Origin of the sequence: Aquipseudomonas guryensis (assembly GCF_014164785.1) — a bacterium.
GTDB lineage: Bacteria > Pseudomonadota > Gammaproteobacteria > Pseudomonadales > Pseudomonadaceae > Aquipseudomonas > Aquipseudomonas guryensis.
This window is the reverse complement of sequence record NZ_JACJFN010000003.1, coordinates 674,755-689,009: the sequence shown is the minus strand read 5'-3', so window position 1 is coordinate 689,009 and position 14,255 is coordinate 674,755. Positions and strand designations below refer to the sequence as shown.

Annotated in this window: 15 protein-coding genes; 2 read left to right on the top strand and 13 right to left on the bottom strand. The window is 62.7% G+C overall.

Annotated elements, in window-relative coordinates:
* Nucleotides 1-34 precede the first annotated feature (34 nt).
* A complete protein-coding gene (locus tag H3H45_RS14880; protein WP_182834513.1) occupies nt 35-400 on the top strand; it encodes a hypothetical protein in 366 nt (121 codons plus the stop codon).
* 62 nt (nt 401-462) lie between these two features.
* Nucleotides 463-2,643, top strand: coding sequence for a TonB-dependent copper receptor (locus tag H3H45_RS14875; protein WP_182834512.1), 2,181 nt, complete (start codon nt 463-465; stop codon nt 2,641-2,643).
* A 238-nt stretch (nt 2,644-2,881) separates the two neighbouring features.
* Here the strand turns inward: H3H45_RS14875 and H3H45_RS14870 are convergent, their stop codons facing one another.
* The 13 genes from H3H45_RS14870 to H3H45_RS14810 all read right to left on the bottom strand — a co-directional run bounded on the left by H3H45_RS14870 (nt 2,882) and on the right by H3H45_RS14810 (nt 13,832).
* On the bottom strand, nt 2,882-3,343 hold the full coding sequence (locus H3H45_RS14870) for a PA2169 family four-helix-bundle protein (RefSeq protein ID WP_182834511.1): 462 nt from the start codon (nt 3,341-3,343) through the stop codon (nt 2,882-2,884).
* Between the two features lie 255 nt (nt 3,344-3,598).
* Nucleotides 3,599-3,994 (bottom strand): DUF883 family protein, encoded by a 396-nt coding sequence (locus tag H3H45_RS14865; protein ID WP_182834510.1) that lies wholly within the window; start codon nt 3,992-3,994, stop codon nt 3,599-3,601.
* 304 nt (nt 3,995-4,298) lie between these two features.
* Nucleotides 4,299-4,796 carry a hypothetical protein gene (locus H3H45_RS14860; protein ID WP_182834562.1) on the bottom strand — a complete coding sequence of 166 codons (498 nt, stop codon included), beginning with the start codon at nt 4,794-4,796 and terminating at the stop codon, nt 4,299-4,301.
* Between the two features lie 149 nt (nt 4,797-4,945).
* Nucleotides 4,946-5,662 carry a TraX family protein gene (locus H3H45_RS14855; protein WP_182834509.1) on the bottom strand — a complete coding sequence of 239 codons (717 nt, stop codon included), beginning with the start codon at nt 5,660-5,662 and terminating at the stop codon, nt 4,946-4,948.
* Nucleotides 5,659-6,099: a YqaA family protein gene (locus tag H3H45_RS14850; RefSeq protein ID WP_182834508.1), complete on the bottom strand. Its 441-nt coding sequence runs from the start codon at nt 6,097-6,099 to the stop codon at nt 5,659-5,661. Before H3H45_RS14850 ends, H3H45_RS14855 begins: the two co-directional genes overlap by 4 nt.
* A gap of 3 nt (nt 6,100-6,102) precedes the next feature.
* Entirely contained in the window at nt 6,103-7,230 is a 1,128-nt protein-coding gene (locus H3H45_RS14845; RefSeq protein ID WP_182834507.1) for a nickel/cobalt efflux transporter, read from the bottom strand.
* A 12-nt stretch (nt 7,231-7,242) separates the two neighbouring features.
* Nucleotides 7,243-7,530 carry a metal-sensing transcriptional repressor MreA gene (mreA, locus tag H3H45_RS14840; protein ID WP_152480794.1) on the bottom strand — a complete coding sequence of 96 codons (288 nt, stop codon included), beginning with the start codon at nt 7,528-7,530 and terminating at the stop codon, nt 7,243-7,245.
* Nucleotides 7,531-7,876: 346 nt separating this feature from the next.
* Nucleotides 7,877-8,887: an alpha/beta hydrolase gene (locus H3H45_RS14835; RefSeq protein WP_182834506.1), complete on the bottom strand. Its 1,011-nt coding sequence runs from the start codon at nt 8,885-8,887 to the stop codon at nt 7,877-7,879.
* A gap of 137 nt (nt 8,888-9,024) precedes the next feature.
* Nucleotides 9,025-9,828 carry an alpha/beta fold hydrolase gene (locus H3H45_RS14830; protein WP_182834505.1) on the bottom strand — a complete coding sequence of 268 codons (804 nt, stop codon included), beginning with the start codon at nt 9,826-9,828 and terminating at the stop codon, nt 9,025-9,027.
* Between the two features lie 141 nt (nt 9,829-9,969).
* Nucleotides 9,970-10,398: an organic hydroperoxide resistance protein gene (locus tag H3H45_RS14825; protein ID WP_182834504.1), complete on the bottom strand. Its 429-nt coding sequence runs from the start codon at nt 10,396-10,398 to the stop codon at nt 9,970-9,972.
* A 322-nt stretch (nt 10,399-10,720) separates the two neighbouring features.
* Nucleotides 10,721-11,170 carry a MarR family winged helix-turn-helix transcriptional regulator gene (locus H3H45_RS14820; RefSeq protein WP_182834503.1) on the bottom strand — a complete coding sequence of 150 codons (450 nt, stop codon included), beginning with the start codon at nt 11,168-11,170 and terminating at the stop codon, nt 10,721-10,723.
* Nucleotides 11,171-11,377: 207 nt separating this feature from the next.
* Complete coding sequence (locus H3H45_RS14815; protein WP_182834502.1) at nt 11,378-12,226, bottom strand: SDR family NAD(P)-dependent oxidoreductase; 849 nt, start codon at nt 12,224-12,226, stop codon at nt 11,378-11,380.
* 205 nt (nt 12,227-12,431) lie between these two features.
* Nucleotides 12,432-13,832 (bottom strand): flavin-containing monooxygenase, encoded by a 1,401-nt coding sequence (locus H3H45_RS14810; protein ID WP_328822365.1) that lies wholly within the window; start codon nt 13,830-13,832, stop codon nt 12,432-12,434.
* Nucleotides 13,833-14,255 lie beyond the last annotated feature (423 nt).

Sequence of the window (14,255 nt, the reverse complement as noted above, 5' to 3'; positions counted from 1 at the left end):
CGCTAGAATGCGCCGACCTTGCAGGATGTCGTCCTTGAACCCACTCAGCCGCAGTTTCCGCGATTGGCTCTACGCCTTTGCCCTGGTGGGCATGCTGCTGCGCGTGAGCATGCCGCTGTGGGCCATGCCGCTGATGAGTGCCGATGGCTTCATGTTGCTGTGCACATCCCAAGGGGTGCAGTGGCAACTGAGCGAGCAGGGCGACGACAGCTCCGCCAGTCAGCAACTGCCCTGCATGCAGTGCGGCGCGCACCTGGCCAGCCTGCAGTCCTTCCCCTTCAGTCCACCGCCTCCCGCGGTGGCGCCGTCGCCGCAGCGCCCGCGCTTCGCCGAGCTGCTGGCGCTCAGCCCGCCGTTCCTGGTGGCGCCGCCTAACCGCGCGCCACCGCTCGTTTCCTGACTCCAGCCGATCTGCGCCCTCGCTATGGGGGCGTCCTGCTGTCTTTGCATTCAGGAAACATCATGACTGACCGTCCTTCCTCGTCGGCTGCTGCCGGCTGCTGTTCTTCGTTCGCTCTCAACCCGCCACGCCTGCGCTGGCAGCAGGCTTTGGCCCTGTGCAGTGGCCTGGCCCTGGCGGCTCCGCTGCTGGCGGCCGAAACGCCGGCAGAGGCGCCGCTGCAACTCACCGAGCTCGATGCCACGGTGATCACCGCCGTGCAGCAAAGCTCGCCGCTAACCGTGGTGACCAATCCCAAGGAGCCGCGCCAGCCGGTGCCGGCCGCCGATGGCGCCGACTACCTGAAGACCATCCCCGGTTTTGCCGTGACCCGCAGCGGCGGCGCCAATGGTGATCCGCTGTTTCGCGGCATGTTTGGTTCGCGCCTGAACATCCTCAGCAACGGTGGCGTGCTGCTCGGTGCCTGCCCCAATCGCATGGATGCACCGACCTCCTACATCGCGCCGGAAAGCTACGACCGCCTGACCGTGATCAAGGGCCCGCAGACCGTGCTGTGGGGGCCGGGGGCTTCGGCCGCGACGATTCTCTTCGAGCGCGACACCGAGCGTTTCAGCGAGCTGGGCGGGCGTGTCGACGGCAGTGTGCTGGCCGGTTCCAACGGCCGCTTTGATCGGCGCATCGATGCCACCGCTGGCAACTCACTGGGCTACCTGCGCCTGCTGGCGGGCAGCAGCCAGGCCGACGACTACGCGGATGGCGATGGCGACAGCGTGCCGTCGCGCTGGGACAAGTGGAACAGCGACCTGCTGGTCGGCTGGACCCCGGACGAGGACACCCTGGTCGAGCTGTCCGGCGGTCGTAGCGATGGCCAATCGCGCTATGCCGGGCGCGGCATGGATGGCACCCAGTTCCTGCGCGAGAGCCTCAACCTGCGGGTCGAGAAGAACAACATCGGCGAAGTGTTCAGTGGCCTGGAAGGGCAGCTCTACTACAACTACGCCGACCACGTGATGGACAACTTCACCCTGCGCAGCCCCAACCCGGCCGACCCCATGGTGATGATGCGCAACCCCATGGCCTCCAACGTCGACCGGCGCACCATCGGTGGTCGCCTGGCCGGTACCTGGACCTGGGCCGACCATGAGCTGGTGACCGGTGTCGATGCCCAGCGCAACGAGCATCGCAAGCGGGCCTCTACCTACAGCATGGGCATGATGGGCCAGCCAGGCGTCTACACCGACTACGACCAGTACGCCTGGGACAAGGATGCGGTGTTCCACAGTTACGGCCTGTTCAGCGAGCTGACCTGGAACCTCAGTGGCAGCCAGCGCTGGATCGGCGGGGCGCGCCTCGACCGCGCCTCGGTCACCGACTACCGGCAGACCCTGGGCAGTGCGATGAACATGAACCTGCGCACCAATCCGACCGCCGATGACACACGCAATGAAACCCTGCCCAGCGGTTTCCTGCGCTATGAGCACGATCTGTCCGGCGTACCGGCCACCGTTTATGCCGGCCTCGGCCATGCCCAGCGTATGCCCGACTACTGGGAGTTCTTCTCCGCCAGCCCCGGCCCGAGCGGTTTCATCCAGCCAATCGAATTTCTGGAGCCGGAGAAGACCACCCAGCTGGATTTTGGCGTGCAGTACCAGGACGAGCAGCTCGAAGCCTGGGCCTCGGCCTATGTCGGTCAGGTGCGCGACTTCATCCTGTTCAGCTATGGACCGGGCCTGATGCCGGGGCATACCCGCTCCACGGCGAGCAATATCGACGCACGCATCATGGGCGGCGAACTGGGCGCGGCGTATCGTCTGAACAGCCACTGGAAGACCGATGCCAGCCTGGCCTACGCCTGGGGAAAGAACAGTTCGGATGACGATGCCCTGCCGCAGATGCCACCACTGGAAGCCCGCCTGGGCCTGACCTACGAGCAGGAAAAGTGGAGCGCCGGTGGTTTGTGGCGCGTGGTGGCGGCGCAGAACCGCGTGGCGCTCAACCAGGGCAATGTGGTCGGCAAGGACTACCAGAAGACCCCGGGTTTCGCCGTGTTCTCGCTCAACGGGGCCTATCGCCTGAGCGAGGAGGTGAAGCTCAGTGCCGGCGTCGACAACCTGTTCGACAAGGACTACAGCGAGCACGTCAACCTGGCGGGCAACGCCGGATTCGGCTTCTCCGCCAGCGATCCCGAGGCGCTGAAGGAACCGGGGCGCACCTTGTGGACCAAGGTCGATGTGAGCTTCTGATCGCGTTCGGCTAAAAAGCACGGTGAATGGCGTAATGCGGTTCACTTAAGCGCGTTGCTCCCTTACCCACAAGTGGGAGAGGGGACTGTCCGTGTTGGCGGAAAGTCATTATTCCGTTGCATGGCCGCTGCATGTGCCGCCAAGAAAAACGCCGCGATCCGAATGGATGTCGCGGCGTTTTTCTTAAACGAGCAGCATTATGCCGTTAGGCAGGTTTTAGGGGGCGAACGCGCTCAACCTAGCCGCGCATGCCGGCGTTATTGCGCAGTGCCTTGACCTGATCATGATTGCGCAGCACGTTTGCATACTGGTGCTTGACCAGTTCGCGAACATTGAGCGGCAACTCGTTTTCCAGGGCCTCCGAATAGCGCTTCTTGGCTACGTCCTCGCCGCGCTCGCACTCATTGAGTACGGCCTTCTCGTCCTGCCCGGTGACCATTGCCTTGAAGTCGACCCAACGGCGGTGAAGATCGCCTGACACGCTGGTGTCATCCTCCGGGTCGCCGCCGAGTCCGAGCACCATGGTTTGCAGCTCTTTGGCCGCTGCAGCACATTCGCGCGCACGCTCATTGAACAGGCTTTTCAATTCCAGGCTCTTTACATCCTCGGCGCAGCTGAGAAATCCAGCTTCGCCATCTTTGCTGGTTTCGATCAGGTCGTTGAGGACGTCGATGGTTTTATCCAGGTTGTCATTGCTCATAGCGATGCTCCTTGCCGGTGGGGCCGGCGGCTAATCCGGGTGACCTCTGCTGAAGTCGCGAGTCCTGCAAGATTGCGGGGTGTCCGGTAGGAAAAAATGACACTCGGCGTAGGCCCAGTCGGTGCGCTATCGCGCTTATCAAATGGATCGATTCTTTGGCCCCGGTTAACCAACTGTTGCCGGGGGCCAGACTCTGCGAAGGCCTGAAATGGGCAAGTCTGCAGCGATCGAATACACCGACTGATGGGTGGTCTTTCAGCCACGTCGGGTGATGGCCCGACCCAGCAGAAACGCCAGCGCCGCCCCGGCGCCTACGGCTTTCCAGGGTTGCTCACGCACATAGCCATTGGTTACCGCGGCAGTCTGCCGGGCGCGCTGCATAAGGCTGTTACCGCCAGCCTCGGCGGCGGCCTTGGCCGTGGCGATCCGCGCACTCAGTTTGAACTTGGCCTGGGCCTGGTCATCGCCGGTGAGTGAGTTGGCATCCTTGATCAGCTCCTCGATGTCGGCCAGAAAACTATGGAAATCGCGTGCAGCATGGGCTGTGGGTGGGCTTGCCTCGCCTCGTGCAATGGGGCCCGCGACGATCGGGCCAATGCCGGTGTCGAGACTACTAGAGGCGGAATTTCCTGGGATGGTTGGATTGTGCATGGTGACTCCTGTAGCTGATGGAACTGCCGCATGGCGACGATTGCGCAGAGGCTCGCAAGGCGAGTCCGACTGGCGCGGTATGTCACCAATCTGCGCGCCAAAGGCTGACAGGTCTGTGCGTCAGCAAACGCTGGCGGTTGGCCACTGCGGTGCGAACGGGGGCTGACGTTTGGAGTGGCCATGCGGCCGTGTCGCGTTGAGCAACAGCGTCGCCTTCACGCCGCAGCTATTGCCTAGGGCTTTGCTCGCTGCAGGTCGGCGGCTGGCCGAATAGGCCTGCCAGCAGTGGCGGCTCGGCGCGCGGCTAGGCGCGAGTATCTGGAGTGCCGCGCGCGTGCTTCTTCTGCAGGATCAGCGATGCTTCGTTGTAGGCCTGCTGGAAGGAATTGCCGCCGATCCACGCCACGGCCGTGTCTTCGTCTTCATCGTGGAAGAGCGCGCGATAGGTGATCAGCAGACCCATCATGAAGTCGGTGGCTGCGTCTTCCGCTTCCTCGGCGACCACCAGTTCCAGCACCGGGTATTGCAGGAACACCAGGCACATCGCCAGCAGGCTGATGCCTTCACCAACCTTCATCGCCTCGAACAGATCGTCGAAGTCGGCCGGGTCGAAACCGTTCTCTTCGATGTCCTTGAAGTCGAAGGTGCTCAGGTCGATTGCCACATCATCGAACGGCTCGTTGATGAATGGATTAGCCAGTAGTGGATGGACGACATTGGCTTTGGCTTTGCCCGAACGGTTCTGCTTGGCCTTGGCTTTGGCCCGCTGGGCACGTTTTTGCTGTTTATCCGGGGAGGCCATGGCGGCGAGTTCCTTGAGCGAGGCAGCCATTTTCATGGCCCAGGTTATTCGGGGGCAAATTGTATTCAGTCTGGGCCAGGTTCGTCGGCCCAGAGGGGATAGATTTTTCTGTGCCCCAGCTGACCGCCACCGATGTGTGGCGGCAGCCGTTAGCCGAGTGAGCGGATCAGGTACAGTGCCGCCAGATGGCCAGGGTAGAACCAATAGCCCCAACGCGTGACCGGCCAGATCTTGAGCCGGCCCGGTCGACGCAACAGCCATAGCCCAAGCAGAGGGGTGAGGAACGCTGTGCTCACGATCAGCAAGCTGTAGGGCTGCAACCCCCACTCCGCGAGCCAGCGGTTGCGACTGTTGGCCAGTACGCACAGTGCGGCAGGCAAGAGCCACGCAAGCCCGGGGCGCTGAATGGCCATGAGCAGTGCTGCTGGCAGCAGTGCGCCGAAAACGCCGTACATCAGGCGTTCCTGCATCAGCACCGCGACAGTCACGCCAGTCAAAGCCAGCACCAAGCCGTCGCGTCCGCGGTGGTGCGCGCCCCAGGCGATCAGCAGGCCCAGCAGCAGCGAGGGCATCACGTTGAGCGTGCTGCTGTCGCTGGACAGCAGGCGATAGGGCAACTCCGAGATCACGGCAAACGCCGCCATCCAGCCCAGGTAGCGAGCGTTGTCTTCGCTGTACAGCACCCCCGATTGCGAGCGCGCCACGTTGGCTGCAATTCCCAGGCAGAACAGTGGAAAGGCCAGGCGCCCGACGATGAACAGCCATTCGCTTTCAGGCCAGACGTAGCGCAGGTGATCCAGCAGCATGCTCAGCATCGCCAGCCACTTGAGCAGGTCCAGGTGGGTGTCGCGCGCCTGTGGGCTCATCCAAGCCACCCCAATGTCAGCGCAGCCAGCAGCAGATAGCGAGTAGCCTTGGCCAGCGTCACGATCAACAGAAAACTCCAGAAGGGTTCACGCATGACGCCGGCGATCACGGTAAGCGGATCACCAATGATCGGCACCCAGCTGAGCAGTAGCGACCAGCGCCCGAAGCGGTGATAGGCCTGCTGGGCTTGTTCCAGCTTGCCTTCGCTGACGGGGAACCAGCGCTTGTGCCGGTAATGCTCGATGGAACGGCCCAGCAGCCAGTTCAGTGCCGAACCCAGCACATTGCCCGTGGTGGCCACCGCCAGCAGTGTCCAGGCCGCGTAGCGGTCGGTCAGCAGCAACCCGACCAGTACCGCCTCCGATTGCATGGGCAGCAGCGTGGCGGCGCCGAAGGCAGCGAGGAACAGGCCGAAATAACCGGATAACTCCCACATCGGCTAGGCGTTCAGGCCGATCCAGCCGTGGAAACCGACGTAAACCCCCACGCCGATGATCAGCAAGCTGGACAGGTAGGGTGCGCGTCGCGCCACGGCACCTAGCCAGGGCCAGCGATTGGAGGCCTGACGTGCGCCGATAGCGGCGGCAGCGCCCACGCTGACCAGGGTGATGGCCAAGCCAATGCTGAAGCACAGTACCAGCACAGCCCCCAGGGCAACTTCCTGCACTTGCAGGCAGAGCAACAGCACGGTGATCGCGGCCGGGCAGGGAATCAGTCCGCCCGTCAGGCCGAACAGGATGATCTGGCCGGTGGTGACATTGCGGTTGCTGAAACGCTGGCGGATATCGTTGGCATGCGCCAGCGCATGGGCATCCTGGTAGCCTTCCAGCGACAGCTCTAGGCCTTCCAACTCGGCATGAGCATGCTCATGGCCGTGCTCGCGGAACTCCAGGTCATAGTCGTGGGCGTGACCGGTATGGCCCAGGCTCAGGCGCGCGGTAAATTCGTGGGGCTCGGCAATCTCGTCCGTTGACTCCAGATAGTCCCCGCGGTCGACGAAGCGAAACTGCTGGGCCAGGCCATCGGCGCGGGTCGTCAGCAGGCTCACTTCGGCAGCCGGCCAGGCATGGCCAGTCAAGGTCTTCAGCCGCCAGCGCGGAGGGACGCCTGCCTCGAAGATCGACAGCTCGATGTGGCCGTGCCCGGTATCGATGCGGTGGGTTTCATCGTGGTTGTGATGCTCATGTTGATGCTCGTCACCCTCCTCGAAACGCCACATCTGTTCGCCTCGCCAGGTGCGCCAGAGCATCCACAGGGCGATGCTGATAATGATGGCGGCAGACGCGAGCTGGAAGTACGGCTCGGTGGTTTCGGCATTCAGGTTTTGCCCCAGGTACATGCCGGCCATGGCCACCAGCCAGACCACGGCGGTGTGCGAAAGCGTTGCGGCAAGCCCCAGCAGAACGGCCTGCTTCACCGTGCCGCGAATGGCCACGATAAACGCCGCCATCATGGTTTTTGAATGCCCAGGTTCCAGGCCGTGCAAGGCGCCCAGCAGGATGGCGCTGGGGAAGTACAGCCAGGCCTGCGAGGCCCCCTGTTGCAGCAGTTCGGCGAAGCTCGACATGGGGGTAATGACCTAGAGGTACTTGGTGATTTGCTTGAAATCTTCGAGTGACGCGCGCTCGCCGGTTGCGAGTGCTTCGACCGTGTGTTCCAGGCAGTGATCGATATGATCCTGGATCAGCACGCGCTTGGCCTGACACACGGCTTTTTCCACGGCATGCAGCTGCTGAGCGATGTCGACGCAGGCTCGACCGTCTTCGATCATGCCGACGATGCTGCGCAGATGCCCCTCCGCACGCTTCAACCTTTTGACGATATCGCCATGGCTTTGGTGCGGGTGGCCGTGTTCGTGATCGCTCATGCCTTGAGTCTCGTGCATCAATGAATTGCGCTCGCATGCTATCCCCCCTGGGGGGATATGGCAAACCTGCCGCGCCGACAGAAAAGCCAGCTATTTGCCTCTTGAAAGAGCTACTGCATGCTCAGCAAGCCCGTCAGCATCCAGGTGATTTTGCCCTTGCTCTCGCCATCCTGAGCGCCGTGGCTGTTGCCGCAGCCTTGCGGGTCACAATGCTGATGCCTGCGGAGTACCTGAGCGTCAAGCGAGTTATCTAAGACAAAATGCCCCTGCGGTGCGACATCAGGCGCAAGGCCGAGCAGGCGCAAAAACGCCTCGGCGCGTTGGCGGCGAGGCGTTGGCGGGGTGGTTACTTGAGGTTGGCTTTCAGCGCGGCAGCGGCTTGCTGCATGGCGCTTTGCGTGCCCGGGATCTGGCTGATCACGTTGAGCAAACCGAAGTCATGGATCATCCCGTTGTAGCGTACTGAGGTGACGTTGACCCCAGCTGCATCCAGCTTGCGCGCATAGGCTTCGCCTTCATCCCGCAGCACATCGAACTCGGCGGTCTGCACCAGAGCGGACGGCAAGCCTTGCAGTTGTTCCACCGATGCCTGCAGCGGCGATGCGTAGATTTCGGCGCGTTGTTTCGGGTCGGTGGTGTAGTTATCCCAGAACCACTGCATCAGGCTTTTGCTGAGGAAGTGACCGTCGGCGAACTGGTTGTAGGAGGCGTTGTTGAAGTTGGCGTCGGTCACCGGCCACATCAGCAGTTGGAATTTGATCGCCGGGGTGCCTTTGTCTTTGGCCATCAGGCTGACCACTGCGGCCATATTGCCGCCCACACTGTTGCCGGCCACTGCCAGGCGCTTGCCGTCGACGCCGATCTGCGCGCCGTTCTGCGCCACCCACTGGGTTGCGGCGTAGGCCTGGTTGATGGCAGTCGGGTACTTGGCTTCCGGGGACGGGGTGTAATCGACATACACCGCCGCCGCGCCAGAGCCCACTACCAGGTCACGAATCAGGCGTTCGTGGGTCGGGTAGTCGCCCAGCACCCAGCCGCCACCGTGGAAGAACATAAACACCGGCAGCGTGCCCTCGGCAGCGGCGGGGCGCACGACTTTGAGCTGGATCGACTGGCCATCGACCTCGATGGTCTTGTCGACCACCTTGATCGCGGATACATCGACCTTGACCCCCGCCTGCGCGCCAACCAATACGGCGCGGGCATCTTTGGGGCTCAGCTGTTCCAGCGGCTTGCCACTGCCTGCGGCGAGGGCATTGAGGAATTCTTGGGTGTTGCGCTCCACCCCGGGGCTACCCGCAGCGAAGGCGCTGTTGACAGCGAGGGCCAGTAGTCCGGCAGCGAGAATACGAGTCATGGCGTTACTCCTTAAATGAGTTCGTGGCAGTGCAGATCGGGATGGACGTTTAACTAGGACAGCGGTTGATCGCCTAAACGCGGCTTTGCCTGAGCCACGCGGCGCAAAGGCCCCATGGCTCGGCGATGAAGCTGCGCTCAGTTGGCGGTTTGCTCGGCCGCTTCAATGATCAAGGCCGCGACCTTTTCGGGGTTGGAGGTCATCACTACGTGTGAGGCACCCTGGATCGTCACGGTTTTCTTCGACCCGGCACGGTCCGCCATGAACTTCAGTGCGGCTGCGGGAATGTTCTTGTCCGCCGAGCCGTATATGAACCAGGACGGCAGTTGCTTCCAGGCCGGAGCGCCAGATGCTTCATGCAGGGCGTTTTCGGTGATTGGGCGTTGGCTAGCCGCCATCAGCGCTGCCTCGGGAGCGGCGACATCGGCAGCAAACTGCTGAGCGAATTTGTCCTGCTGGATGTACAGATCCTTATTGCCGTCTTTCAGCGTCACGGGCGTGGCCAGGGTTGGCCCCAGGGTGCTGCCCGGATAACGACCGGATAACTCGATTGCGGTCTCGCCTTTTTCGGGGGCAAATGCGGCGACATACACCAGGGCCTTCACGTTCGACTGGTCGTGCACCGCGTTGGAAATCACGCTGCCGCCGTAGGAGTGGCCGACCAGAATTACTGGGCCGCTGGTTTGCGCGACGATGCTGGCGACGTAGTCGGCGTCGTGCTTGACCCCGCGCAGCGGGTTGGCCGCCGCGACAACCGGGTAACCCTGCGCCTGCAACTGCGTGGCGACGCCGTTCCAGCTGGCGGACTCGGCAAACGCACCATGCACCAGTACCACGGTTGGCTTATCGCTTGCGCCTTGCGTGGCCATTGCAGGGCTCATGGCGCCAAGGGCGATGGCTGTGGTGGCGATGGCGGTCTTAATCATCGTGAAAGTACGCATGGTGAACTCCTTTCTCTTGAGCAAATTGATAACGCGCCGGTCCGAAGCTCTGCGGGCATGGCTCGGCCATCATGGGCAGCTGGTTGGCTGGTCAGGCGCCGCAGTGGGTTTGCGCTGCTGGCGCCTGGACAGGGCTGAGGCTTAGTCGAGCAACGTCAGGGTGACGTCGATGTTGCCGCGGGTGGCGTTGGAGTAAGGGCAGACGATGTGCGCACGCTCGATCAGGGTCTGTGCTTGCGCGCGGTCCATGCCGGGCAGACTGATGCGCAATTCGACTTCGATGCCGAAACCGTTGGGGATCGCGCCGATGCCCACCACACCTTCGATCGATGCGTCTGCCGGCATCGCCAGCTTGTCGCGGCCGGCCACGAACTTCATTGCGCCGATAAAGCAGGCCGAGTAACCCGCGGCGAACAGCTGCTCGGGGTTGGTGCCCTGGCCGCCGGCACCGCCAAGTTCTTTCGGGGTGGTCAGGGCAACGTCGAGTACGCCGTCGGAGGAGATGGCACGGCCATCACGGCCGCCGGTGGCTTCTGCATAGGCACGGTAAGCAATGGTTTGAATCGACATGCTGGTAATCCTCTAGAGCTGTTGGGTTGGGTGGTTCAGAGCGTTGCGGTGTCAGGTGGTGATCAATCTTTTCTGGATGGTAGCGCTAATGTTTTGTGCGCTAACCAGTTCCGTGGAGCGAAATCTAGCGCTCATTAATTTAGTGCGCAAGATATATTTTTGATCATTTAGCGATAAGAACTGCCTTGTTCAGGCATAAGCGAGGAATGGCGGGCTGTTGCGCCCTGTTTTCGCGGGCGACGGCAGGGCGAAATGGTTGAGGCGAGTGGGACGTGACGGGGAAAGTGCAGGGATATGGGCGACTGCGCCGTCGCCCCGCAGCTTACACGGCCTGTTGCAGGCTGCTGCGCAGAGCGACCAGCTCAGCCTTCAGGGCGCCGAGCTCCGCGCTGGATTGCTGGGTGGCGGTAAGGATGCAGCTGGGAATGCTCTTGGCCTGTTCGCGCAGGTTGCGGCCTTTGTCGGTGAGGAACAACTCGACTACCCGCTCGTCGACACTGCTGCGGGTGCGCTTGAGCAGGCCTTCGGCTTCCAGGCGCTTGAGCAACGGGGTAACCGAGCCGGGGTCGGTGAGCAGGCGGCTGCTGAGATCACCCACGGTGATGCCATCGCCTTCCCAGAGCACCATCATCGCCAGGTACTGTGGGTAGGTCAGGCCCAAGGCCTGTAGCAGCGGCTTGTAGACCTTGGTCAGCATCAGCGAGGTCGAATACAGGGCAAAGCACAGCTGGTTGTCGAGCAGCAGTTCGGCGCAAGGGTCTTGCGGGTTCATGGTGTTTTCCAGCGGCACAGGACAGTGGTCGACAATTTATCGCGCTAACTACTGTTATGCCAATTTAGTGCGCGTGACGCTCCGCCGGCCCTGGTAAACCCTGCTACGCCGTCCCGGGTCATCCAGGCTGACGTCCTGCCGTTGCATGGCCAGCTTCTGCCACCAGCCAGCCCGCTGCATGCCGGCTGGCGGTCTTCTCGGAGCCTGCTACTTCAACTCCCAGCGCCCATCCACCCGTTGTGCCAGACCGCGCTCACCGAGGGACTCCAGGTAGCGCTGCATGCCTTTTTCGCCGCGTTTCTTGAACACGCGGATGCTGCGCGGCAACAGGTTGGGGAAGAGCATGGCCAGGCTGGAGATCCATGACTCGCTGGCCTTGGGCGTGCGTTCCAGGCAGGGCTTGTCGAGCATCAGCAGGACTTGCTCGGCGACGTCTTCCGGTTGTTGCGGCGGGTCCATGAACTGCAGGGCGTTGCCGCCGTCGATGGCTTCTTTTTGCAGCATCGGCGTTTCGGTGGCGGCCGGCAGGATCGAGCCGACCTTGATGCCCTTGGCTTGCAGATCCAGGCCGATCGACAGCATGGCGCCGCGCAGGCCGAATTTGCTGGCGCTGTAGATCGGAGACTCGGGCATGGGGAAGATACCGCCGATGGACACCGTGGTGACCACCCGCGCATCGGCCGAGCGTTGCAGCAGTGGGATGGCCAGGCGGGTCAGCACCAGCGGCGAGATCAGGTTGATGTTCAGCTCGCCGACGATGCTTTCCACCGAGCGCGTGTCAAAGGGTTCGACCGTGGTGATGGCGGCGTTGTTGATGAGGATGTCGATCCGGCCGAATTTCTCCTCCACCGTTTCCATCAGGCGCTGCAAGGCGCTGTGGTCGGTGAGGTCGGCGGCGAATGGCGTAGCCTGTTCGCCGAGGCGCGCGGCCACCTGGGCCAGGCGCTCGGCGTGGATGTCGACCAGCACCAGGCGCATACCGCGCTGGATCAGCTTGGCGCAGATGGCCTGGCCGATGCCGCCGGCCGCGCCGGTAATCACTACCACTTCATTCATGGCTTGTACTCGTTGAGTGGTTCTTTGAGTCCGTCGGGTTGGCTCCGCGTCACCGTCATGGTGGATAAGCAAAGCGTTATCCATCCCTGGCCTGATCCTGTAGGAGCCAGCTTGCTGGCGATACGCAGCGTCCCGCTGATCGCCAGCAAGCTGGCTCCTACAAAAGCTCCCCGCAGATACAGACGGGGAGAGAGGAGCTAAGTGCTTACACAGCGTGCTGCGTCTGCTGCAGAGGCGCCGCGGGGAAGCCGGGGTGCTTGCGTAGGGTGGCGTAGTAGCCGTCGTCCAGTTCGCCCCAGCCTAGGGTCTGGCGCAGTTTGCGCAGGTGGCTCTTGAGCGCGTGGACTTCCAGGTACACCTCGTGGCGCTGGGATTTGACGAAGTTGATGCCGCCGGACAGGTCGGGGTTGTCGGTGGCGATCATCTGCTCGAACTGGCGCGCCTGTTCCGGGCGCAGCAGTTGGTCGCGCAGGTAGCAGGCGACGGCGTGGGCCTCGTTGTCGAACAGCTTGTAGGCGCTGGAGTTGGTTTCCAGGTAGCCGATGCCGAACAGGTTGTGGTGCTGGCGGCTGAAGATCGACAGGTACAGCTGTGGGCGGCCACCCTTCCATTCGAAGTAGTCGGCGGCGTACTTGCAGCTCCACTTGTAGCCAGTGGCGTAGAGCACCAGGTCGAGCGCCTCGCGGCTGCCGTCCTTGAACACCGCGTAGTCGCCTTCGAAGTGGGAGATATCCGGTTTCACCTGGATGTCGCCGTGCTGCAGGTAGTGCAGCAGCTGGGTGTTCATCAGCGGGTGGCTCTCGAACAGCTTGTGGTCCGGCTTGGGCAGGCCGAAGCGGGTCAGATCGCCGTTGATCAGGCGCAGGATCAGGCTGAACACCGGGCGCACCAGCCAGATCGGCAACTGCGGGCCTTTCTCGCTGACCTCGTCGGCGGGCAGGCCGAACAGGTGCTTGGGAATGAAGTGGTAGCCGCGCCGCAGGCTGATGAAGGCCTTGCTGGCGTGTGTTGCCGCGTCGCAGGCGATGTCCGCGCCGGAGTTGCCGGCACCGATGATCAGCACGCGCTTGCCGTTGAATTCGTCGGCTTTCTTGAAGGTCACCGAGTGGCGGATCTCGCCGTTGAACTGGCCTTTGACCTCCGGCATGTTCGGGTCCCAGTTGCAGCCGGTGGCGCAGACCACGGCGCGGTAGCAGCGCTTCTCGCCGCTGCTGAGGGTGACCAGCCAGCGGCCGTCCTCGCGCTTGGCAACATGCTCGACCGCGGTGTTGAAGCGGATCTTGTCGTACAGGTCGAAGGCATGGGCGAAGGAGCGGGCGTATTCGAGGATCTGCCGGTTGCTCGGGTAGTCGGGGAAGTGCTTGGGCATCGGGAAGTCGAGGAAGCCGGAGAGATCGCGCGAGGAGATGAAGTGCGCGGACTCGTACATCGGCGTGCCGGGGTTAGTGATGTCCCACACGCCGCCGACATCGCTGTGGCGTTCGAACTGCTCGTAGACCAGGCCCTGGCGCTTCAGCGCGCGGGCCATGCACAGGCCGCCGGGGCCGCCGCCGATGATGCACACGGCATCGCCGCAATCCTGGATGGTGTTGTTCGCTGTGCTCACGGGTTGCTCCGCTCTGGGTAGTGGCGATGAGTCCACGTTAGCCAAGCGCCGGGGTGGCCAGCAGGGGCGAGATGGCCGCGAAAGGGGGCGGAAACGGACAAGCGGGTAGGGCGGCTCCGTGTTGCCTGGCTCCTTCTCCCCCGCAGGTGGAAGGGGATGCCTTACGGGTGTTGGGAGCTTGTACAGAAGTGCCAGCTTGTAGAGCGGCTGAGTGGCGATGCCTGCCTCAGTCGGGGCGCTTGGTGGCAGCGGCTGATTCGGCTGGATGACTTATAGCTAGTGCGGTTTACGCGATTGGTGGGGAAAACCGCGGCGCAGAGGGCTCGCTTGGCGTGTGCTGGCCTGAGTTATACAAAATCTATACATGGCATAGATAAAATTGGCAAAACTTGTACAGCTTTAATGCTGGCACTGTGCCATTCT